This is a genomic window from Amycolatopsis sp. NPDC004747 (assembly GCF_053601335.1).
Genome location: NZ_JBSGBQ010000043.1, coordinates 1 through 20,794, shown reverse-complemented (window position 1 = coordinate 20,794; position 20,794 = coordinate 1). Strand labels below are relative to the sequence as shown.

Genomic DNA, 20,794 nt, shown 5'->3' with positions numbered 1-20,794 from the left:
CCCCTCGATCACCGCCACGACCAGGGCCTCCCGCGAGGACCCGCACGGAACGCGCGCCCTCACCTCGGAAGGTACCCACGAATGCGGCGACGCGCAGGGAGCCAACACGGTGATTCGCCAGATCGTCATCTCACCGTCGGTCGTCCGAAATCAACCCTAAGTGTTCCCTGGGGGCTGACCAGCGGCTTTTCCGGTGCTTCAGGAGCCGAACCGGCGGTGCCGCCAGGCGTAGTCGCGCATCGCGCGCAGGAAGTCGACCCGCCGGAAGGCGGGCCAGTACGCCTCGGTGAACCAGAACTCCGAGTGCGCGGACTGCCACAGCAGGAAGCCGGAAAGCCGCTGCTCACCCGAGGTGCGGATGATCAGGTCCGGGTCCGGCTGGCCCGAGGTGTAGAGGTGCTCGGAGATGTGGTCGACGTCGAGGATCTTCGCCAGTTCGTGGATGGACGTTCCCTCGTCGGCGTGCTGCAGCAGCAGCTTGCGCACGGCGTCGGCGATCTCCTGGCGCCCGCCGTAGCCGACCGCGATGTTGACCTCCATCCCGGTCCGCCCCTCGGTCCGGGCGGCGGCTTCGCTGAGCCGCTTGGCGACCTCGGCGGGGAGCAGGTCGAGCGCGCCGACGATCCGCAGCCGCCACGGCGTGCCGGGACCGGCGAGCTCGTCGGTGACGTCGGTGATGATCGTCAGCAGCGGGGTGAGCTCGTCCGGGTCGCGGTTGAGGTTGTCCGTGGACAGCAGCCACATGGTGACGACCTCGACTTCGGCCTCCTGGCACCAGCTCAGGAAGTCCGCGATCTTCTTGGCCCCGGCGCGGTGCCCGTCCGAAACGTCCGCGAAGCCCGCTTCACGCGCCCAGCGGCGGTTGCCGTCGAGCATGATGGCGATGTGCCGCGGATGCCGCCCGGCGGCCTGCTGGATGAGGCGCCTGCCGTAGGCGCTGTACACGACGTCGGACAAGAAGGAGCGAACACTCACGTCGAGTCAGCGTACGCACCCGGTGTGAGGCGTGTGACTTGAGCACTGCTGGAGAACCTACGCTGCCGTAACCTGGAAGCGTGAGCCTGACGACGGAACCACCCGAGCCCGTAGTGGATCTCCGCCCCCGGCTGCGCGGGCACATCCACTTCTGGACGTTCTTCGGCGCCCTGGCCGCGGCGGCGGCGCTCATCAGCCTGGCGGCGTCCACAGTGTCCCCGATCGCCGCGTTGGCGACCTCGGTCTACGGCCTGACCGTGCTCGGCCTGTTCGGCGTGAGCGCGCTGTACCACCGCCGGTTCTGGAGCCCCCGCGCGTACAAGTGGATGAAGCGCGCGGACCACTCGATGATCTTCTTGTTCATCGCCGGGACGTACACACCGTTCACACTGCTGGCGATGTCGAAGCCGACGGGCTACGTGATCCTGTCGATCGTCTGGGGCGGCGCGATCGCGGGTGTGGCGTTGAAGATGCTGTGGCCGCACGCGCCGCGGTGGCTCGGGGTGCCGATCTACATCGCCCTCGGGTGGGTCGCGGTGTTCGTCTTCCCCGAGCTTGCTTCGCACGCCGGGGTCGCCGCGTTGGTGCTGCTGTGCGTGGGCGGGTTGTTCTATACGCTCGGCGCGGTTTTTTATGCCGTGAAGTGGCCCAATCACTGGCCTGAGACCTTTGGGTACCACGAGTTCTTCCACGCCTGCACCGTGCTGGCCGCCGTTTCGCATTACATCGCGATCTGGCTGGCCATGTACGCCTAGCCCGGTCGGCAGGGCGGTTCATAGCTCAGCCCCGGCAGGTGGGAGGCCCATTCCTCACGGGTGATGGCGGGGTGGGCGAGCTCGCAGGCCCGCGTTGCGGCGCGGTCCGGGTCGGTTTCCCAGAGCAGCACGGTGTGGTCGTCGCTTGCGGTGGCCAGGTGTCGCCCGTCCGGGCTGAACGTCACCGCTTCGACGGCGCCCGTGTGGCCCGTGAGGGTGGCCAGCAAAGCGTGGCCGCGGTCGCTCATGTCCCACAGCCGCACGGAGTGGTCGTAGCTGGCGGAAGCCAGCAGCCGCCGATCCGGGCTGAACGCCACCGACGAAACCACGTCGGTGTGCCCGGACAGCACCTCCGGCCGGACCGGATCGGCGGTGTTCCAGAGCCGGACGGTTCGATCGTCGCCGCCTGAGGCGATCGACCGGCCGTCCCGGCTGAACGCCACCGTGACCACCAGGTCGCTGTGGCCGGTGAGCACGAGCCGTTCCGCCGGCCGCGTGGGCTCGCCGACATCCCACAGCCGCACGGTGCGGTCGTCGCTGCCGGACGCCAGCAGCCTGCTGTCCGGGCTGAACGCCACCGCCTTGACGTTGCGCGCGTGGGCGGTCAGCACCGGCAGCGCCACCGGCCGGGCCGGCACGCGAACGTCCCACAGCCGGACCGTGTGGTCGTAACTGGCCGTCGCCAGCGTGCGGGCGTCCGGGGCGTAGGCCAGGGAGTAGATCGTGTCCTGGTGCCCGGTCAGCACGGCCAGCTGGGCGGGCTGCGTGCCGTCGCCCAGCTCCCACAGCCGGACCGTGCGATCGCGGCCGGCGGTGGCGAGGACCGTGCCGCCGGGATCGAAGGACACTGCGCGGACGGCGTCACCGTGCCCGGCGAGCACCGCCGACGGCTTCGGATGGGCGGGGTCGGCGACGTTCCACAGCCGCACGAGGTGGTCGGCGGAGGCCGAGGCGATCAGGCGGCCGTCCGGGCTGAACGCGGTCGCGTCGACCTCCTGCACGTGGTTCAGCGGGATGGCGACAGCGCTGATCAGCGCATCGCGATTGCGCTGCGTTGGCCTGAGGCGATAGGCGGCCAATGCGAGCTGCGCGGCCAACGCCGGCCTGCTCGCCCGCAGCGTGACGGCCTCCTCGGCGACCTGCTGGGCCAGCACTGTGTCCCGCTGCGCGGTGACCGTTTCGTTGGCCCTCAGCGCAGCCACGGTGGCGGCGGTGGTCACGCCGACGAGAACGACGAGCACGATGACCAGCGCACGCAGCAGCCGGGACCGGCGCAGGGAGGCGGCCTGCCGAGCGGTCTCGGCGGCCCGTCCGGCGTGGACGAACGCGCGTTCGCGCGCGGTCAGCACGCTGTCGGCGAGTTCGCGCGTCCTGGCCAGGCGGACCCCGCGGTACAGGGTGTCCGGATCGCGGCGCAGTGATTCCCACACCGCGGCGTCCTCGGCGAGCCGGCGGTGAACGCGCTGTCCCTCCCGGTCGATCGCCAGCCACGTGCGCAGCCGTGGCCAGTGCTCGATGAGGGTTTCGTGCGTGATCTCCACGATGTCGTGGTCGACAGTGACCAGGCGGGCGGCGGTGAGCGCGGCCAGCACGGTCCGCACGGCCGGGGTGTCGTCCAGTTCGGCGCGGGTGAGGCGGCGCTTGGTGTCTTCGGTGCCCTCACCCAGCGCGGTGAGCCGGAGCAGGATCTGCCGGACCATGAGCTGCCGGCGTTCGTCGAACCCGGCGTAGACGTTCTCGGCGGTGCGCGCGAGGGCGTCCCGGATCCCGCCGGTCTGCTCGTACCCGGCCACGGTGAGGGTCATGCCGCTGCGGCGTCGCCAGGTCTCCAGCAACGCGTGCGAGACCAGCGGCAACGCACCGGGCCGGCTGGTGGCTTCCGCAACAAGGCGCGTCACCAGCGCGTTTTCGACGGTGTAGTGCGCCGCAGCCGCCGGCTTGACGATGGCCTCCCGCAGTTCGTCCGGGCTCATGGGCCCGATCAGGACCTGCCCGGCACCCAGTGCGGGCCGCAATTCGGGGTAGCGAGTGCAATGGGCGAAGAAATCCGATCGCACACCCAGTACCACGCGGGCCCGGGCGCGCGGCGCGGTCGCCGCGTGGGTCAGTGCGGTGATGAAGGCCTGCCGTTCCGCGGGGTCGGCGCACAACGTGAACAGTTCTTCGAACTGGTCGACCACCAGCAGCAGTTCGGTTTCCGCGGGGTCGGCGGCCAGCGCCTGCCGGATGCGCAGGTGCAGCGCCGTCGGATCGCCGGTGAATTCCCGGTGCAGTGCCGGAGCGGATTCGCCGACAAAGGCGGCCAGGTGCAGTGCACATTCCTCGAGCGGGGACGTACCGGGGGTGAACGCCACCATCGGACGGATATCCGCAGTGGCCAGCCCGGCGTGCAGCAACGACGATTTCCCGGAACCCGATGCGCCCAGGACGGCGACCAGCCGGTGCTGCCCAATCCGGTCGCCGAGCGTTTCGAGCAGGGCGTCGCGCCCGAAATACCGGTCGGCGTCGGCGGTCCGGAAGGCCGACAAGCCCAGGTAGGGCGGCCGGATCTGCGGGTCGTCGGCGCCGTTGGGCGTGGAAAGCAGCGCGTGCGTCTCGCGCCAGCGCCGCTCCCACTCCGCGGGATCGCCGCCGCAGGCCCGCACGTAGGCGAGCGTGACCGGCAGGGTGGGGAACGTCCTCCCGCCGGCGGCATCCGACAGCGTGGTCACCGAGTAGTGCGCCTCGCGCGCCAGCCGGCGGTAGGGCGGGTTGCCCGCCGCCTCGCGAACTCGCCGCAGCTCACGAGCGAACAGCGTTTGCGGCTCGTCTCCGGTGCCCAGCGGACGTTCCGGTCGCGGCATCGACCCCTCCCCCAAAGGCTCGGTGCCATTGTCCGGTCCTCGGTTGTCCGATGTCACGCCACCGGCACCGGACAACCCGAATGCCGTAGACCTGAGTCGCCGGTTGAGCCGAACAGGGCAGCCGAGGAGACCGAGAAAGGGCCATCGCAGTGGACGCAAGGAAGACGGCAGGCAAGATCGCCGCCGCAACCGCTCTCGCAGCCACCGTCGCAGTTTCCGTGAACGGAGGCGTCGCTTCGGGGCGCGAGTTGAGAACGCCAGGCCAGGAGCTCCACATTTCCCGAACAGTCATCCAGGCGAACAGCCTGAAGACCTCCGGCGATTGCACCTATTTCCTGTACCGCGCCGGTTATGCCTTGACCAACGAACGGGTGGCAGCCTGCAACGACGACGGTCTCGGCGGACTGCTTTGCATGGTCAAGCTCGCGAACACAGGGGTCGACTCGTACGACGCGGAAGCGGCCTGCCGGCTGCAGTGAGCGACGCGAAGCGGCGGCCAACGGCGCCAGGCCCGTCGGGCTCACCGCCAAGGACCCCGACGGCCTCACGAGGCGATCACCGAAGCGAACTGCGCCGGGCAAACCGGGCTCGGCGGCGTCTGCGCCTGAAATCACGTACCGCCGGCAGCAGGTACCCGCCCGAAAAGAAGGAAGTGAACACCATGCGTCGATTCGTGGTTCTCGTCTGCCTCGCCGCCACCGCGGTCTTCGGTGTCGGCACACCGGCTCTCGCCGACACGACGAAGTTGCAGCACCGCGTCGACGAGTACCTGGCGAGCATCCCCGGCAGCCGCCAGGTCGCCGCCAACCGGATCGCGATCCCCGGCGGCGAGCTGACCCTCGGCGCCAAGCGAGGCTGCTCGAGAGAATGGCTCTGCCTGTGGAAGTACGACAACGGGTTCGACTCCGTCAGCTACTTCGTGTGCGGAACCTACCCGTTGCGGAACTGGATCGGCTGGGGCGGCCTGGAAAACAACCAGACGACCGGCACGGTGGCGCGGTTCGAGAACAGGGCGCAGGAGACCCTGTTCACCTCGACCGCCTACGAATTCCGGGACACCCCGAGATTCGACGGCGTGTACTGGACACCCGTCTGGTACGTCACGCCTTGCTAGCGCCGGCCGGACAAGAGGAAGGAAGACCCATGTGGTTCGGTTTTCGAAAGCTGCTCGCCGGAACGGCGCTGGTCGCGACCGCGACGTCGATGCTGTCCGGAACAGCTGCTTCGGCGTCGGCGAAGTTCGCCGCCGACGGGGTCCGCGCCGGTCTGTCCGCCGGTCAGATCAGCCGGCTCCAGAGCGAGGCGGACCGGTACCTCGCCCGCACGCCCGGTCGGCAGACCGCGCTCAACGAGGTCAAGACCACGACGGGCGCGGAGCTCAGAATCGCCCTGCCCGGTGAGAAGCAGCCCAGGAAGTTGAGCGCCCGCTATGACCCGTGCGACGGCGGAACGGCACCCGGGTGGCTGTGTGTCTACAGTGGTCAGTACGGGACCGGCAGCCATTTCGGGATGTACGACTGCGTGGTGACCCCCATGCCATGGTCCGGGCTCGGTTCGTGGGGTGACAACCAGACGACCGGAACCTGGACCTACTACCTCTTCAAGGACAAATTCGTCTACGACAAGTTCCAGGCCAAGGCGAACAACCAGGACTACAACTGGACAGTGGTCTGGTGGATCATCCCTTGCACGGACTCCGCGGCGAAACGTTGAAGTCCGTGGCTCGACGGCATGCGAAAGCGCGGCCACCCGCTCGGTCAGAACGAATGGCCGCGCTTTCGTCAGAAGAAGACCGTCCGTGGATGGTTGGTGCACACTCGATCAACCAGCCGCGGCTCTTCTTTGTGCTCAGCCCGCGCTGTTGCCGTTGCAGGCGACGTACGACGGGTTGTGGTCCACCGTCAGCAGCTCCAGCGGGCCGTTCCACTGCCAGGGCAGCAGGCACGCGTTGTTCAGGATGCTGATGCCACCGTGACCGCCGCCGGTGGAGTTGTTGTTGCAGGCTGCGTACGAGGGCGCGTGGCCCGCGTGCAGCGCCTCGATGGGACCGTTCCACTGCCACGGAGCCGCGCAGAGGTTGTCGCCGATGCTGATGCCGCCGCCGGGGTGGTGACCCTCACCGGCGGAAGCCGGCGCGGCAACAGCGAGCATGGCGCCACCGATGACTGCGGCTGCGAAGAGCGTCTTTTTCATCATGATAAAATCATCGGGCGATCCGCCGCCGTCCTTTATCGACATCACTCGATGGTTTGGACAACATCACCCGTCCCGGCACTCAACCGACTTACGCCGCGCGGCCCTGATCGGGCTGTGCCACGGTTGGGGGTTCCACCTCCGTGCGGTCGTCACCATCCAAGCTGGTCCGGTGCCGCACGGCCGGTGAAAACGCCCTCAGCCGAACATCCCCGGCTGGTACTCGCCCGCCGGGTTGCGGACGATCACGTTCAGCCGGTTCCACGCGTTGATCGTCGCCACCAGCGCGACCAGCGCCCCGATCTGGTCCTCGTCGAAGTGCTTGCGCACCGCCGCCCACGTCTCGTCGCTGACGCCGGTGTGCGTGTCCGCCAGGCGGGTGCCCTCCTCCGTCAGCGCCAGGGCCGCGCGCTCCGCTTCGGTGAACACCACCGCTTCGCGCCACGCCGCCACCATCGCCAGGCGGACCGCCGTTTCGCCGCCGGCCGCCGCGTCCTTCGTGTGCATGTCGAGGCACATCCCGCAGCCGTTGATCTGGCTCGCGCGGATCTTCACCAGTTCCTGCGTCGCCTTCGGCAGCGACGACTCCTCGACCGGGCGCGACGCCGCGATCAGGCGCTTGACGAACTTGCCGGTGACCTCGTTCTCGAACATGTTGAGCCGCGCTTCCATCGTCGTTCCCCTTTCCTCGTCCGCTTCACCCCCTTGACGACCCGGGCGACGACGTTGTGACAGCACCGGAAGTGACGCCGGTCACGCCGGATTGAGGTCCACACCTTCGCGTCCCCCGCGCGGCGGCCGGTCACGCCGGCGGCACCGCCCCCGACCTGCGGACGGCGGCGCGCCTGGCCCGCCGGAGCCGCTTCAAACGATCACGATCAGGGGTCACCCACGGGGCCACCACGACGGTTGCCGCGCTTTCCCGCGCGACCGACGGTGGGGGCCGGACAAGGACCCAACGCGTGGAAGGAGCACGACCGCGATGGCCAGGACCATGCAGCCCGAAGAACTCATCGACAGCGCCGTGGTCGACCCAGAGGGCAACAAGCTCGGGAAGGTCGGCAACGTCTACCTCGCCGACGCGACGCACCAGCCCGAGTGGATCACCGTCAAGACCGGCCTGTTCGGCACCAAGGAGAGCTTCGTCCCGCTTTCCGGCGCGCACACGGACGAGGACGGCGTCCACGTCCGGGTCGACAAGGACAGCGTCTCCGACGCGCCCCGCATCGACGCCGACGGGCACCTTTCCCCCGAGGAGAGCACCCGGCTCTACCAGCACTACGGCCTGCCGGTGCCCCGCACGTCGCCGGACGGGCGGATGGACCGCGGCCAGGCCGCCGCGGGTGGGCGCGGGAAGCGCGACGACCGGGCCATGACGCGGTCCGAGGAGCGGCTGAACGTCGGGACCGAGCAGGTCGAGACCGGGCACGTGCGGCTGCGCAAGTACGTCGTCACCGAAGAGCAGCAGGTCACCGTGCCGGTGCGGCACGAAGAGGTGCGCGTCGAACGGGAGCCGGTCACCCGCGGCGACGGCCGGGCGGAGATCGGCGAGGCCGAACAGGACGTCGTCCTGCACGCCGAGAAGCCCGTGGTGCGCAAGGAGACCGTGCCGGTCGAGCGGGCGCGCCTGCGGACCGAGACGGTCACCGACGAGCAGACCGTGTCCGGCAAGGTCCGCAAGGAGCAGTTCGAGGTCACCGACGACGACCGCAAGCACCGGCGGTCGTGACGGCTCCCGGGCGCGTGGCCGGTCCCCGATACCGGCCACCCGCCCGGGTCACCACCGTCAGGACGTGAGCATCGGCGCGGCGAGGAACTGCTCCGGGATCGCGAACGCGTCCACCAGCGTCCGCGCGTGCGGGCGCAGCTCCGAGCACAACCGGTTCACCGCCGACGTGACGGCTTTCGCGCGCGACGCCGTGAGGCGGCCGTGGCCCAGGAACCACGCCAGGTCCTCTTCGATCGCCGACAACGCGTACAGGTCGCAGACGCGTTCCAGCAGCGAACGGGCCTCGGGGTCCGGGCACCGCTCGACGGCCGCCGCGAACGCCGTCAGCACCAGGCGCTCGACGTGCACGCGGCCCGCGCGCAGCACGTGGTCCTGCGCCGAGTTGAACACGCCGAACGGGTCGGACGCCGCCTTGCGCAGACGCTTCGCCACGCCTTCGACGACGTGCTCTTCGCGGTCCTCGAACAGGCGCAGCTGCCACTCGCGGCGGAAGAAGACGTCCGCGTCGGACCCTTCGGTGAGCGACTCGAGCGCCTTGCGCACCGACGTCCGCTCCAGGATCGTGCTGACCACCTGGTCGGTGAAGAACCGGGCCGTCGCCAGCGGCGAAAGGTCCTCGAAATCCTGCTTGTAGCTGGTCAGCAGGCCCTTCGCGACCAGCTGCAGCAGCACCGTGTTGTCGCCTTCGAACGTCGTGAAGACGTCGGTGTCGGCCTTCAGGCCCGGGAGGATGTTCTCCGCGAGGTAGCCCGCGCCGCCGCAGGCCTCGCGCGCGGCCTGGATCGTCGCTGTCGCGTGCCACGTGTTGAGGGCCTTCAGCCCGGCCGCGCGCGACTCCAGTTCGCGCTGCTCCTCCTCCGGCGCCGACGCGTCGATGTCGTGCAGCTTCGACACCAGCTCTTCCTGCGCGAAGTGCAGCGCGTACGTCTTCGCCAACGCCGGCAGCAGTTTCCGCTGGTGCCCGAGGTAGTCGAGGATGACGACCTCGTCGCCGTCCGGCTTCATGAACTGGTGCCGGTGCTCGCCGTAGCGGACGGCCAGTGCCAGCGCGCGCTTGGTCGCGCTCCCCGCGCTGCCGCCGACGCTCACCCGGCCGCGGATCAGCGTGCCCAGCATCGTGAAGAACCGGCGGCTGTCGCTCTCGATCGGGCTCGAGTACGTCCCGTCCTCGGCGACGTCACCGAAGCGGTTCAGCAGGGCTTCGCGCGGCACGCGGACGTTGTCGAAGCTCAACCGTCCGTTGTCGACACCGTTGAGCCCCGCCTTGGGTCCGCAGTCCTCGATGGACACGCCGGGCATCGGCTTTCCGTCGTCGTCGCGGATCGGGACGAGGAACGCGTGCACACCCCGGGATTCGCCGCCGGTCACCAGCTGCGCGAAGACCACCGCCAGCCGGCCGTCACGGGCCGCGTTGCCGATGTACTCCTTGCGGGCCATGGCATCCGGCGTGTTGACGACGAACCCGCCGTCGGCGAAGGTCGCCGTGGTGCGCAGGTGCTGGACGTCGGAGCCGTGGCCGTGCTCGGTCATCGCGAAGCAGCCCAGGACGTCGAGGTCCATGATCCCGCGCAGGTACCGCTCGTGGTGGCGCTCGGTGCCGAGCAGCTGGACGGCGCCGCCGAACAGGCCCCACTGGACGCCGGCCTTCACCATCAGCGACAGGTCGCCGTAGCCGAGCAGCTCGAACGACGTCACCGAACCGCCGACGTCACCGCCGCCGCCGTACGCCGGGTCGAAGCCGAGGCCGGGCCGGTCGGTGGCGGCGAGCTCGCGCAGCTGGTCGAGCACCTGGGCGCGGTGCGCCTCGATGCCGAGGTCCACCGGGTCGCGGAACTTCGCCTCGGCCATCTGCGCCCGCACCCCGCGGCGCAGCTCGGCCCAGCGGCCGTCGAGCACGGCGGTCAGCGCGTCCGGATCCACCTTCGACGGCACTTCGGGAACGTCCACGGCTACCTCCGGAAAAGACGAACGGCAGGCTTCCTACTCGTTGGTAGTAAGCCTGCCGCAGCGCGCGCGATCCCGCAGGTTCAGATCGGCTTGCCGTTCACCGTCACGTTCGTGAACTTGGCGTTGTCCACGTACTTCAGGGTGTTGGCGGTGTCGGAGACGCCGTTAAACGTGGAGTTCGACACGGCCAGCCCGTGCACGTGGGCGTTCGAAAGACCGCTGACGTCGAAGGTCTTGCCGCCGATCTTCGTGCTCGAACAGTTGCTGATCGTGAACGGCCCGAACGACGGGACGTAGCTGCCGGTCTGGCTGTTGTAGGTGGACGTCACGTACACGAAGTTCCGCGCGAAGGTGCCGGAAACGCTGTCGAGGTTGATGTTCTCGGAGAACCCGCCACGCAGCGTGTTGGACTTCACGTACAGCGCGAACTTCGTGTCACCCTTCACGGTGAGCCGGTAGGCGTAGACGTTGCGGATGCCGCCGGTCTGCTCGCTGCCGCAGGTGATCGCGCCCCAGTTGCCGTTCATCACGCAGTCGACCACGACGAGGTTCTGGCACGGGACGTTCACCCGGCGCCCGTCGGCGTCGCGCCCGGACTTGATCGCGATGTTGTCGTCGTGCGCGCCGAGGGTGCAGTTGGCGATGACGACGTGATCGCACGACTCCGGGTCGCAGCCGTCGGTGTTGCTGTGCGCGGTGCTGGGATCGGTGCTGACGCCGTCGACCGTGACGTTGCGGCACAGCGTCGGGTGCAGCTGCCAGAACATGGAGTTCTTCAGCGTGATGCCCTGGATCAGCACGTTTTCGCAGGCGTACGGTTCGACGAACGCCGACCGCATGCTGTGCCCCGAGCCCGGCACCACCCGCTTCTCCGGCGCGGTTCCCTTGGCCACCAACGACTCCAGGTAGGCCCGGTCACTGCCCTTGTTCCACGACGAGGTGGCCGCCGCGTCGAGCGTGCCGCTGCCGGTGAGGCCGATGTTCTTCTCCCCGTGGGCGTAGACCATCGGCGACCGGTTGACGCACTCGATGCCTTCGTAGCGCGTCAGGACGTTCGGGAACTTCGCCGCGTCGCCGCTGAACTTCAGCACCGAGCCGGGTTCGAGGTGCAGGTCGACGTTGCTCTTCAGCCGGACGGCACCGGTGAGGAAGCTGCCACCACCGGGCACGATCACGTGCCCGCCGCCGGCCGCGGCGCAGGCGTCGATCGCCTTCGCGATCGCCGCGGTGTTGTCGGTCTTGCCGTCGTTCTTCGCGCCGTAGCCGGTGATCGGGAAACTGCGGTCCGGGAAGACCGGGATCGTCGTGTTCGCGACGATGTCGTTCGCCGCCGGCCACGGGAGCGTGGGGACGTCGATGCGGGGCGCCGCCGAGACGGGCGAGGCCGGGAGCAGCGGCACCGCCGCCACCGCGAGCCCGCCCTTGATCAGCTGCCGCCGGGTGAACCTGCCGTCCATGGACACTTCCTTCACGGGGAAGACGTGTGCGACGGCGGAACCACGGCACGGACCGTGGGCACGACGAACTCTAGGTGCCCCGCGCCGGAAGGTCCAGGCTTGCGCGGCGAGCGCCGCCCAGGTTCGGGTGGGCGCCCGCTGTCCCGCGGCACCCGCAGCCGTGTCGTGAGTGGCGAAGGCGGGTTCTGACCCCGCCTTCACCACTCGCGACAGCCGCGGCAGACCGGTCAGGCCAGGTCGGGGCCCTTGGAACGCAGGTCGTCGACCTTGGTCATCGCCTCGCGCAGCTCGCCCAGCCAGCTGTCCGCGTGCCGGCCGACCAGCCTTACCGCCCACGCCAGTGCGTCCGACCGCGACCGGGCCACGCCCGCGTCCACCAGCGTGTCCAGCACCAGGCGCTCCGGCTGGCGCAAGCGCGTCATCACCGGGGCCGAGTGCGTCGTGAACAGCACCGTCGTGCTGCCCAGGCGCGCTCCCCACGCCACCTTGCGCTGGTACCGGTGCTCCGCCTGCCGGGCGATTTCGATCCGCTCGTCGCGCGTCTCCTCGCGGTACCGGCTGATCCGGCCCTCTTCGGCCGCCGCGCGGGCGGCGTCGTCCGGGTACTCCTCCGTCAGGGCCGGGAGCTCGCCGACCACGATGATCTCTTCGCGGTCGACCGTGACCTCCGGTGCACCCGTGAACCAGCCGTCGGGCAGGCGCCCGCCGAACCAGGCCGCCGCGTCGTCCGCCGGCGGGACCTCGGCCTGCTGCCAGCCCCGGCTTCCGCGCCATCCGCGTCCCATGTCGTACCTCCGATTACATGATTACATCGCTACCGAAGTTACGCCGAAGACAACCGCACCGACACAGCGTTCACCCAGGGCGATCAGAGCTGGGCAGCGAGCTCCTCCGCGGACGTCACCGGGCGGTCGCAGACGTACCCCCGGCACACGTAGGCCGCCGGGGCGCCCGAGACCAGCGGGCGATCGGCCAGCAGTGGCACGCCGGGTGCGTCCGGCTCGCCGGCGAGGACGATGCCGCCGCCGTGGACACCGCGCGCGGCCGCGAGGCGCAACGCCGGGTCCGCGCCCACCACCGCCACCTGCACCGGGCCGGCCTGCAGCGCTTCGGCCACCGACAGCCAGTGCCCGGCGAACCGCGGCGCCCGCCCGGCCAGCACCCCGGCCCGCCGGAGCGCCTGCTCGGCCGCCTCCCGGTAGCGGCCCGAATCGGCGTGGCCCGCGAGCGCGGACGCCGTCAGCAGCGCCCCGGCCAGCGCGGACGCCCCCGCTGGGCTGGCGTTGTCGCCCGGGTCCGCGGGGCGCTGGACCAGCGTCTCGGCGTCGTCGGCCGTGTCGAAGTACGCGCCGGGGACGTCAGGGGACGCGAAGTGCGCCAGCGCCAGGTCGAGCAGCCGGGTCGCTTCGGTGAGCCACTTCGCGTCGCCGGTCGCCTGGTGCAGGGCCAGGAACCCGTCGGCGACGCAGGCGTAGTCCTCCAGCACGCCGGCGGATTCGCCGACGACGCCGTCGCGCGAGCTCCGCCGCAGCCGGCCGTCCACCACGTGCACCCGCAGCAGCAACCCGGCCGCGCCGACCGCCCACTCGATCCACTGTGGACGATCAAGCGCGACACCCGCCTCGGCCAGCGCGGTGATCGCCAGGCCGTTCCAGGACGCGATCACCTTGTCGTCCCGGCCCGGCTGCGGCCGCTTCGCCCGCGCTTCCAGCAGCCGGACGCGCATCGGCTCCGGCAGGTCGCCGAACAGGCGCAACGTCGAAGCGCCCTCCTCGAACGTCCCTTCCTCGGTGACGCCGAACAGCTCGGCGGCAGAGTCGTCGCCGAGCACCTCACGCAGCTGCGACGGCGTCCAGACGTAGGTCAGGCCTTCGACGCCTTCGGTGTCCGCGTCCAGTGAAGACGCGAAGCCGCCCTCGGGTGTTCGCAAGCTGTCGAAGAGGAACTGCGCCGTTCCGGTGGCGACCCGCAACGCCGTCGCCGAGCCGGTGCGCCGCCAGAGGTGCGCGTAGAAGCGGAGCAGCAACGCGTTGTCGTACAGCATCTTTTCGAAGTGGGGCACGATCCACTCGGCGTCGACGGAGTAGCGCGCGAAGCCGCCCGCCAGCTGGTCGTACAGGCCGCCGCGGGCCATCGCCTCCGCCGTCGACTCCACAAGGGACAGTGCAGTCGAAGACCCCGTGCGCTCGTGGTGGCGCAGCAGGAACTCCAGCACCATCGAGGGCGGGAACTTCGGCGCGCGGCCGAACCCGCCGTTGACCGGGTCCGCTTCCTGCTCGAGCTTCCCGACCGCCGCGGCGAGCACCGCTTCGTCCACAACGGACTCCTTGAGCGGCCCGGTCTGCTCGGCGAGGTGCGCGACGATCTGCTTCGCGCCGTCCAGCAGCTCGTCCGGCCGCTCCCGCCACGCCTCGGCGACGGCGGCCAGCAGCTGCCGGAACGACGGCATGCCCGGCCGCGGCGTCGGCGGGTAGTAGGTGCCGCAGTGGAACGGCTCGCCGTCCGGGGTGAGGAAGCAGGTCATCGGCCAGCCACCCTGCCCGGTCATCGCCTGGGTGGCGGCCATGTACACCGCGTCGATGTCCGGCCGCTCCTCGCGGTCGACCTTGATGTTGACGAAGTGCGTGTTCATCGCGACGGCGGTGTCGGCGTCCTCGAACGACTCGTGCGCCATGACGTGGCACCAGTGGCAGGCGGCGTAGCCGACCGACAGCAGGATCGGCACGTCCCGCCGCTTCGCCTCGGCGAGCGCGTCCGGCCCCCACGGCCACCAGTCGACCGGGTTGTCCGCGTGCTGGAGCAGGTAGGGGCTGGTCGCGTGCGCGAGGCGGTTCATGGCTCCAGGGTCGCACCCGGGAAAACCGGGCGCGCGGCAGCCGCGAGAAATCTTCCGCGCCGCGGCAACCTTTCCGGAACCGGTGGCAACCCAGGGGCGTCCGGCCACGCGGCCGGCGCCAGAGGCAGCGACCGAAAGAGAGCACCGACATGTCCCCTCGCCCACCCACGCCGTCGCCGGCCTCCCCCGGTCGTGGCCGCCCGGCCCGTCCGGGACGGCATCGCGGCCGCCGGCTGTTCCAGCGCCGGGGTTTCTGGGCGGCCCTCGTCCTGTCCGTCGTGACCGGCTCCGTGGTCGTGGTCAGCACCGCCTCGGCGGACACCGTCGACCCGAAGTCCTGGTACGTCCTGGTCAACCGCACCAGCGGCCAGGCGCTGGACGGCTTCGCCTACGCCAGGAACGACGGTGCGGCGGTGGTCCAGTGGGGCCGCTACGACGGGACCAACCAGCAGTGGCGGTTCATCGACGCGGGTGACGGCTACTACCGGCTGCAGAACCGCAACTCCGGCAACGTGCTGGACGACTTCGGCTGGTCGAAGACCGCCGGCACCGCCATGGTCCAGTGGCACGACCTGAACGGCGCCAACCAGCAGTTCCGCCTGGAGAAGTCGCCGGACGGCCACGTGCGCCTGATCAACCGCTTCAGCGGCATGGCCGTCGAGGTCACGGCCGGTTCCAGGACCGCGGGGGCCCGCGTCGCCCAGTACTGGGACTGGGGCGGCGCCAACCAGCAGTGGCAGCTCGTCCCGGCCGGGAGCATCGGCGGCACCGAGAGCACCACGACGACGACCACCACGCCCACCACACCGCGCGGCAGCGCGACGACGAGCCAGACCCCGAGCAGCAGCACCCGCCCGTCGCCGACGTCGACGACCCCGGCCACCGGCAGCCCCGCTTCGGCGACCCGGTTCATGGGCAGCAGCACCTTGCTCATCGGCGGCTCGATGAACGACGCCTCGGCGACGGCCGCGCCCTTCGACGTCCGGTACAACTACGTGCACAGCCAGCCGGCGCCGTCGGCGGACTACTACACGGCGGCGCGCTGCAAGCCCGAGTGGTCGAGCTGGTGGGGCTGCTGGACCGGGGAAACCACGGCTCCCGGCTTCTACGTGACCTGGGGCGACCAGCACGTGGCCCAGGCCACCTACCAGGGCAAGCCGCGCCCGCAGAAGTACCTCTGGACCTGGTACTCGCTGCGCGACCTCGGGGACGCGGCCGGCCAGGGCGACGGTCCCGGCGAGGTCGTCGCCATCAACCGGACCGACCTGCTCACCCGCTACCTGAACGACTACCGCTTCTTCCTCCAGAAGATCGGCACCTCGCACGACCTGATCGACATCGAACCCGACTTCTGGGGTTACGTGCGGTCGCTCGGCAGCCCGCACCAGGTGCCCGCGCAGGTCAAGGCGTCGAACCCGACGGACTGCGGAGCGCAGGAGAACAGCGCCGCCGGCCTGGCCGCCTGCCTGATCGCCATGGCGCACAAGTACGCGCCGAACACGGGCGCGGGGCTCCACCTCACCTGCTGGGACTGGGAGACCAACGTCCAGGGGTGTGTGAAGGACTACGCGGAACTCGGCGCGAAGAACGCCGACTTCCTGGTCACCGACGTGTCGGACCGCGACGCCGGCTGGTACGCGAAGCCGGCGAACGGCGGCCGCAACACCTTCTGGACCGACCAGCAGGCCGCCGCCGCGCTGAAGTTCTACAAGACCATGGCCGAGTCGGTGGGCAAGCCCGTGGTCCTGTGGCAGGTCCCGGTGGGCAACATGCGGCAGAACAACACGCTCAACCACTACCAGGACGACAAGGTGGACTACTTCTTCTCGCACCTGGACCAGGTGGCGGACGCGCACGTCGCCGCCATCCTGTTCGGCGCCGGGCAGCAGGAACAGACCACGGTCGAGACCGACGGCGGGAACCTGATCGACAAGACGATCGCGTACCACAACTCGGGCGGGACACCGCTCAAGTAGCCGACCGGTGACCGCGCCCCCGCGAAAACCGGGCGCGCGGTCACCGGCCCGTCGGCCACACTGGGCCGGTGCTCCTGACCATCACGACCACCCGGAACCCGGCCACCGACCTGGGCTTCCTCCTGCACAAGCACCCGGAGAAGGCGCAGTCGGTCGCGCTGTCCGCCGGCACCGCGCACATCTTCTACCCGGAGGCGGCGCCGGACCGCTGCACCGCCGCGTTGTTCGTCGAAATCGACCCCGTCGAGCTCGTCCGCGGGGGCGGGACGTCGCTGACCCAGTACGTCAACGACCGGCCGTACGCCGGGGGCTCGTACCTCGCGGTCGCGCTGCGGACCGCGTTCACGACCGCGCTCGCCGGCCGGTGCGCCGCGCGCCCGGAGCTCGTCGACGAGCCCTTCGACCTGGAGGTCCACGTGCCGTCGCTGTCCGCGCGCGGTGGCCCCGAGGTCGTGCACAAGCTGTTCGAGCCGCTCGGCTGGCGCGTTTCGGCGACGCCGATCCCGCTCGACCCGGAGTTCCCGCACTGGGGCGACAGCCGCTATGTCGACCTGAAGCTCACCGGCACCCAGCGCGTCGCCGACGCCTTGCGCCACCTGTACGTCCTGCTGCCCGCACTCGACGGTGACAAGCACTACTGGGTCGGCCAGGACGAGGCCGACAAGCTGCTGCGCGCCGGTGACGGCTGGCTCGCCGGGCACCCGGAGCGGACGCTCATCGCGAACCGCTACCTCGAGCGGCGCCGCCCGGTCGTCGCGTACGCGCTTTCGCGGCTGGCCGAGGCGGACGACGTCCCGGCGGAGGCCGAAGCGCTGGTCACGGCGGTCACAGAGGTCGCAGACAAGCCGCAGAGCCTCGCTTCACAGCGCCATGGCAGCGTGCTCGCCGCGTTGCGGGCCGTGGGCGCACGGCGGGTGCTCGACCTCGGCTGCGGCTCCGGCGCGCTGCTGCGCGTCCTCGAGAAGGAGCGGTCGTTCACCGAGATCGTCGGCGTCGACGTGTCCAGCAGTGCGTTGAACATCGCCGAGAAGCGGCTGAAGGAGGGCTCCCGCGTCACGCTGCGGCAGTCCGCGCTGACCTACGCCGATCCGGCGCTGGCCGGGTTCGACGCCGCCGTGCTGATGGAGGTCGTCGAGCACGTCGACGAAGAGCGGCTGCCGGCGCTGGAACACGCGGTGTTCGGGGTCGCGGCGCCGCGCACGGTGCTCGTCACGACCCCCAACGCGGAGTACAACCGGCTGTTCGAGTTCCTGCCATCGGGGCATTTCCGGCACGCCGACCACCGGTTCGAATGGACCCGAGCCGAGTTCCGCGCCTGGGCGGACGGCGTCGCGACCCGGCGCGGCTACGACGTCCGGTACCTGCCGATCGGACCGGAGGACCAGGACTCGGGACCGCCGACCCAACTGGCGGTCTTCACCACCCAAAAGGAGGTGGCCGCGTGAAGCTGACCGTCCCCGACATGGCGCTCGTCGTGCTCGTCGGCGCTTCCGGCTCCGGCAAGTCGACGTTCGCGCGCACGCACTTCGCGCCGACGCAGGTGCTCTCCAGCGACTTCTTCCGCGGGCTCGTCGCCGACGACGAGAACGACCAGTCGGCGTCGGCCGAGGCCTTCGACGCGCTGCACTACGTCGCGGGCAAGCGGCTCGCGGCCGGGCGGACGACCGTCATCGACGCGACGAACGTCCAGCGCGCTTCGCGGGCGAGCCTGGTGAAGCTCGCGAAGGAGCACGACGTGCTGCCGACGGCGATCGTGCTCGACCTGCCGTTGTCCGTGTGCGTCGCCCGCAACGCCGGCCGGCCGGACCGCGACTTCGGCGACCACGTGATCCGCCGGCAGCGCGGTGAGCTGCAGCGGTCGCTGAAGACGCTGGAGCGCGAAGGGTTCCGGCGCGTGCACGTGCTGCGGTCCGAGGCCGAGGTGGCCGAGGCGGAGATCGTCGTCGAGCCGCTGCGCAACGACAAGCGCGAGCTGACCGGGCCGTTCGACGTGATCGGTGACGTCCACGGCTGCGCGGCCGAGCTCGAGGAGCTGCTGGCCGAGCTGGGGTACGCCGACGGCGTGCACCCGGACGGGCGGACGGCGGTGTTCGTCGGCGACCTCGTCGACCGCGGCCCGGACACCCCGGGCGTGCTGCGGCGCGTGATGGGCATGGCCGCGGCCGGGACGGCGCTGGTCGTGTGCGGCAACCACGAGCAGAAGCTGGTGCGCGCGCTGCACGGGCGGAAGGTCAACGTCGCGCACGGGCTCGCCGAGTCCCTCGAGCAGCTCGGCGCGGAGTCCGAGGAGTTCCGCCGCAGCGTCCACGAGTTCTGCGACGGCCTGATCGCGCACTACGTCCTCGACGGCGGGAAGCTCGTCGTCGCGCACGCCGGGCTGCCGGAGCGCTACCACGGGCGCGCCTCCGGCCGGGTGCGCAGCATGGCGCTCTACGGCGACACGACGGGCGAGACCGACGAGTACGGCCTGCCGGTGCGGCTGCCGTGGGCCCACGACTACCGCGGTTCGGCGATGGTCCTCTACGGGCACACGCCGACGCTGGAGCCGGAGTGGGTCAACAACACGATGTGCCTCGACACCGGCGCGGTGTTCGGCGGGAAGCTGACCGCGCTGCGCTACCCGGAGCGCGAAGTGGTCTCGGTGAAGGCGCACCGGGTCTGGTACGAGCCGTCCCGGCCGCTCGACGCGGCCCGGCCGCTGGGCGGCCGCGAGCCGGCGGTGCTCGAGCTGTCCGACGTCACCGGCAAGCGGATCGTCCAGACCGCCCACCACGGCCGGGTCGGCGTCTCGGCGGAGCAGTCGGCGGCGGCCCTGGAGGTGATGAGCCGGTTCGCGGTCGACCCGCGCTGGCTGGCGTACCTGCCGCCGACGATGGCGCCGTGTTCGACGTCGTCCCGCGCCGAGTACCTGGAGCACCCGGAGGACGCGTTCGCCGAGTACCGGGCGGCGGGCGTCGAAGCGGTGCTGTGCGAAGAGAAGCACATGGGCTCCCGGGCCGTCGTGCTGGTCTGCCGGGACGACGAGGTGGCACTTCGCCGCTTCGGCATCCAGGGCGGCGGCGCGGTGTACACCCGAACCGGACGCCCGTTCTTCTCGGCTGCGCAGAACGACGAGCTCCTGGCGGACGTGCGCACGGCGGCGGCCGGCCTGTTCGAGGAGCTGGACTCGGGCTGGCTGCTGCTCGACGCCGAGCTGCTGCCGTGGAGCGCGAAGGCCGGTTCGCTCATCGCGGACCAGTACGCATCGGTGGGCGCGGCCGCCGAAGCGGTCCTGCCCGCGGCGGCGGCAGCGCTGACGACAGCGGCCGCACGCGGCATCGACGTGGGAGACCTCCTGGCTCGCACGGCTTCCCGTGCATCCACAGTGGACTCCTACCGGAAGGCGTACCGCCGCTACTGCTGGCCGACCTCGGGCCTGGACGGCGTGCGCCTGGCACCGTTCCAGCTCCTGGCGTCGGAAGGAAAGGCCTACCACGACCGCCCGCACGCCTGGCACCTGTCGAAGCTCGACGCCCTCACGGGCCCCCGCTTCCAGCGAACCCGAACCCTGGAGGTCGACCTGCTGGACGACGCATCAGTGACCAGAGGCGTCACGTGGTGGGAGGAGCTGACAGCGGCGGGCGGCGAGGGAATGGTGGTCAAGCCGGCAAGCAACCTGACCCGCGGAACGCGCGGCCTGGTCCAGCCGGGGCTGAAGGTCCGCGGACGCGAGTACCTGCGCATCATCTACGGCCCGGACTACACGCTGCCGGAGAACCTGGAGAGGCTGCGCAAGCGCGGCCTCAACCGAAAGCGCATGCTGGCGCTACGCGAATACGCACTGGGCCTGGAGGCATTGGAGCGCGTAGCGCGGGGAGAGCCACTGTGGCGCGTACACGAGTGCGTGTTCGCAGTACTGGCCCTGGAGTCGGACCCGGTGGACCCCAGGCTCTGACCGACCACCTCATGGCCCCAACGCAAGGGGAAAGCCCAACAGGACCACAACGCCACCCAGACCCCCCGCAACCCCGATCCGGAGCCGCAACACGGCCGGCGGCAGCTTGTCAAGGCACGCTTTCCCGCCTTGACAAGCTGCCTCGCCGA

At 70.5% G+C, this 20,794-nt stretch carries 16 protein-coding genes; 8 read left to right on the top strand and 8 right to left on the bottom strand.

The genetic code is table 11. The features are described 5' to 3' along the window. Positions 1–198: 198 nt before the first annotated feature. On the bottom strand, positions 199–975 hold the full coding sequence (locus ACWEGE_RS41740) for an isoprenyl transferase (RefSeq protein ID WP_449666024.1): 777 nt from the start codon (positions 973–975) through the stop codon (positions 199–201). A gap of 113 nt (positions 976–1,088) precedes the next feature. On the opposite strand from ACWEGE_RS41740, the gene trhA reads away from it, so the two are divergent. After that, entirely contained in the window at positions 1,089–1,730 is a 642-nt protein-coding gene (gene trhA, locus ACWEGE_RS41735) for a PAQR family membrane homeostasis protein TrhA (RefSeq protein WP_449666070.1), read from the top strand. Here trhA and ACWEGE_RS41730 read toward each other — a convergent pair. Next, positions 1,727–4,573 (bottom strand): nSTAND1 domain-containing NTPase, encoded by a 2,847-nt coding sequence (locus ACWEGE_RS41730; protein ID WP_449666023.1) that lies wholly within the window; start codon positions 4,571–4,573, stop codon positions 1,727–1,729. The genes trhA and ACWEGE_RS41730 overlap by 4 nt on opposite strands. 149 nt (positions 4,574–4,722) lie before the next feature. Between ACWEGE_RS41730 and ACWEGE_RS41725 the strand changes: the two genes are divergently transcribed. From ACWEGE_RS41725 to ACWEGE_RS41715, 3 genes are all read left to right on the top strand, one after another. Beyond that, positions 4,723–5,052, top strand: a complete 330-nt coding sequence (locus ACWEGE_RS41725) for a hypothetical protein (protein WP_449666022.1) — start codon at positions 4,723–4,725, stop codon at positions 5,050–5,052. Between the two features lie 182 nt (positions 5,053–5,234). Continuing rightward, positions 5,235–5,687, top strand: a complete 453-nt coding sequence (locus tag ACWEGE_RS41720; protein WP_449666021.1) for a hypothetical protein — start codon at positions 5,235–5,237, stop codon at positions 5,685–5,687. A 29-nt stretch (positions 5,688–5,716) separates the two neighbouring features. Further along, positions 5,717–6,286: a hypothetical protein gene (locus tag ACWEGE_RS41715; RefSeq protein WP_449666020.1), complete on the top strand. Its 570-nt coding sequence runs from the start codon at positions 5,717–5,719 to the stop codon at positions 6,284–6,286. Positions 6,287–6,421: 135 nt separating this feature from the next. Here the strand turns inward: ACWEGE_RS41715 and ACWEGE_RS41710 are convergent, their stop codons facing one another. Beyond that, the gene (locus ACWEGE_RS41710) at positions 6,422–6,811 is read right to left on the bottom strand and encodes a hypothetical protein (RefSeq protein ID WP_449666019.1); all 390 of its coding nucleotides are present in this window, start codon (positions 6,809–6,811) and stop codon (positions 6,422–6,424) included. A gap of 153 nt (positions 6,812–6,964) precedes the next feature. Then, positions 6,965–7,438, bottom strand: coding sequence for a carboxymuconolactone decarboxylase family protein (locus tag ACWEGE_RS41705; RefSeq protein WP_449666018.1), 474 nt, complete (start codon positions 7,436–7,438; stop codon positions 6,965–6,967). 310 nt (positions 7,439–7,748) lie between these two features. Between ACWEGE_RS41705 and ACWEGE_RS41700 the strand changes: the two genes are divergently transcribed. Then, complete coding sequence (locus ACWEGE_RS41700) at positions 7,749–8,495, top strand: DUF2382 domain-containing protein (RefSeq protein WP_449666017.1); 747 nt, start codon at positions 7,749–7,751, stop codon at positions 8,493–8,495. A gap of 57 nt (positions 8,496–8,552) precedes the next feature. Here ACWEGE_RS41700 and ACWEGE_RS41695 read toward each other — a convergent pair whose 3' ends face one another. The 4 genes from ACWEGE_RS41695 to ACWEGE_RS41680 all read right to left on the bottom strand — a co-directional run bounded on the left by ACWEGE_RS41695 (position 8,553) and on the right by ACWEGE_RS41680 (position 14,735). Then, a complete protein-coding gene (locus tag ACWEGE_RS41695; protein ID WP_449666016.1) occupies positions 8,553–10,442 on the bottom strand; it encodes an acyl-CoA dehydrogenase family protein in 1,890 nt (629 codons plus the stop codon). An 80-nt stretch (positions 10,443–10,522) separates the two neighbouring features. Continuing rightward, positions 10,523–11,899 carry a glycoside hydrolase family 28 protein gene (locus tag ACWEGE_RS41690; protein WP_449666015.1) on the bottom strand — a complete coding sequence of 459 codons (1,377 nt, stop codon included), beginning with the start codon at positions 11,897–11,899 and terminating at the stop codon, positions 10,523–10,525. A gap of 227 nt (positions 11,900–12,126) precedes the next feature. Next, positions 12,127–12,684: a hypothetical protein gene (locus ACWEGE_RS41685; RefSeq protein ID WP_449666014.1), complete on the bottom strand. Its 558-nt coding sequence runs from the start codon at positions 12,682–12,684 to the stop codon at positions 12,127–12,129. Between the two features lie 83 nt (positions 12,685–12,767). Further along, entirely contained in the window at positions 12,768–14,735 is a 1,968-nt protein-coding gene (locus tag ACWEGE_RS41680) for a thioredoxin domain-containing protein (protein ID WP_449666013.1), read from the bottom strand. A gap of 278 nt (positions 14,736–15,013) precedes the next feature. Between ACWEGE_RS41680 and ACWEGE_RS41675 the strand changes: the two genes are divergently transcribed. The 3 genes from ACWEGE_RS41675 (at position 15,014) to ACWEGE_RS41665 (ending at position 20,645) form a co-directional block, all read left to right on the top strand. Beyond that, positions 15,014–16,711 carry an RICIN domain-containing protein gene (locus tag ACWEGE_RS41675; protein ID WP_449666012.1) on the top strand — a complete coding sequence of 566 codons (1,698 nt, stop codon included), beginning with the start codon at positions 15,014–15,016 and terminating at the stop codon, positions 16,709–16,711. A gap of 68 nt (positions 16,712–16,779) precedes the next feature. Continuing rightward, positions 16,780–18,156 carry a 3' terminal RNA ribose 2'-O-methyltransferase Hen1 gene (locus tag ACWEGE_RS41670; RefSeq protein WP_449666011.1) on the top strand — a complete coding sequence of 459 codons (1,377 nt, stop codon included), beginning with the start codon at positions 16,780–16,782 and terminating at the stop codon, positions 18,154–18,156. Then, positions 18,153–20,645, top strand: a complete 2,493-nt coding sequence (locus tag ACWEGE_RS41665) for a polynucleotide kinase-phosphatase (RefSeq protein ID WP_449666010.1) — start codon at positions 18,153–18,155, stop codon at positions 20,643–20,645. The genes ACWEGE_RS41670 and ACWEGE_RS41665 overlap by 4 nt, the downstream gene beginning before the upstream one ends. Positions 20,646–20,794: the final 149 nt, after the last annotated feature.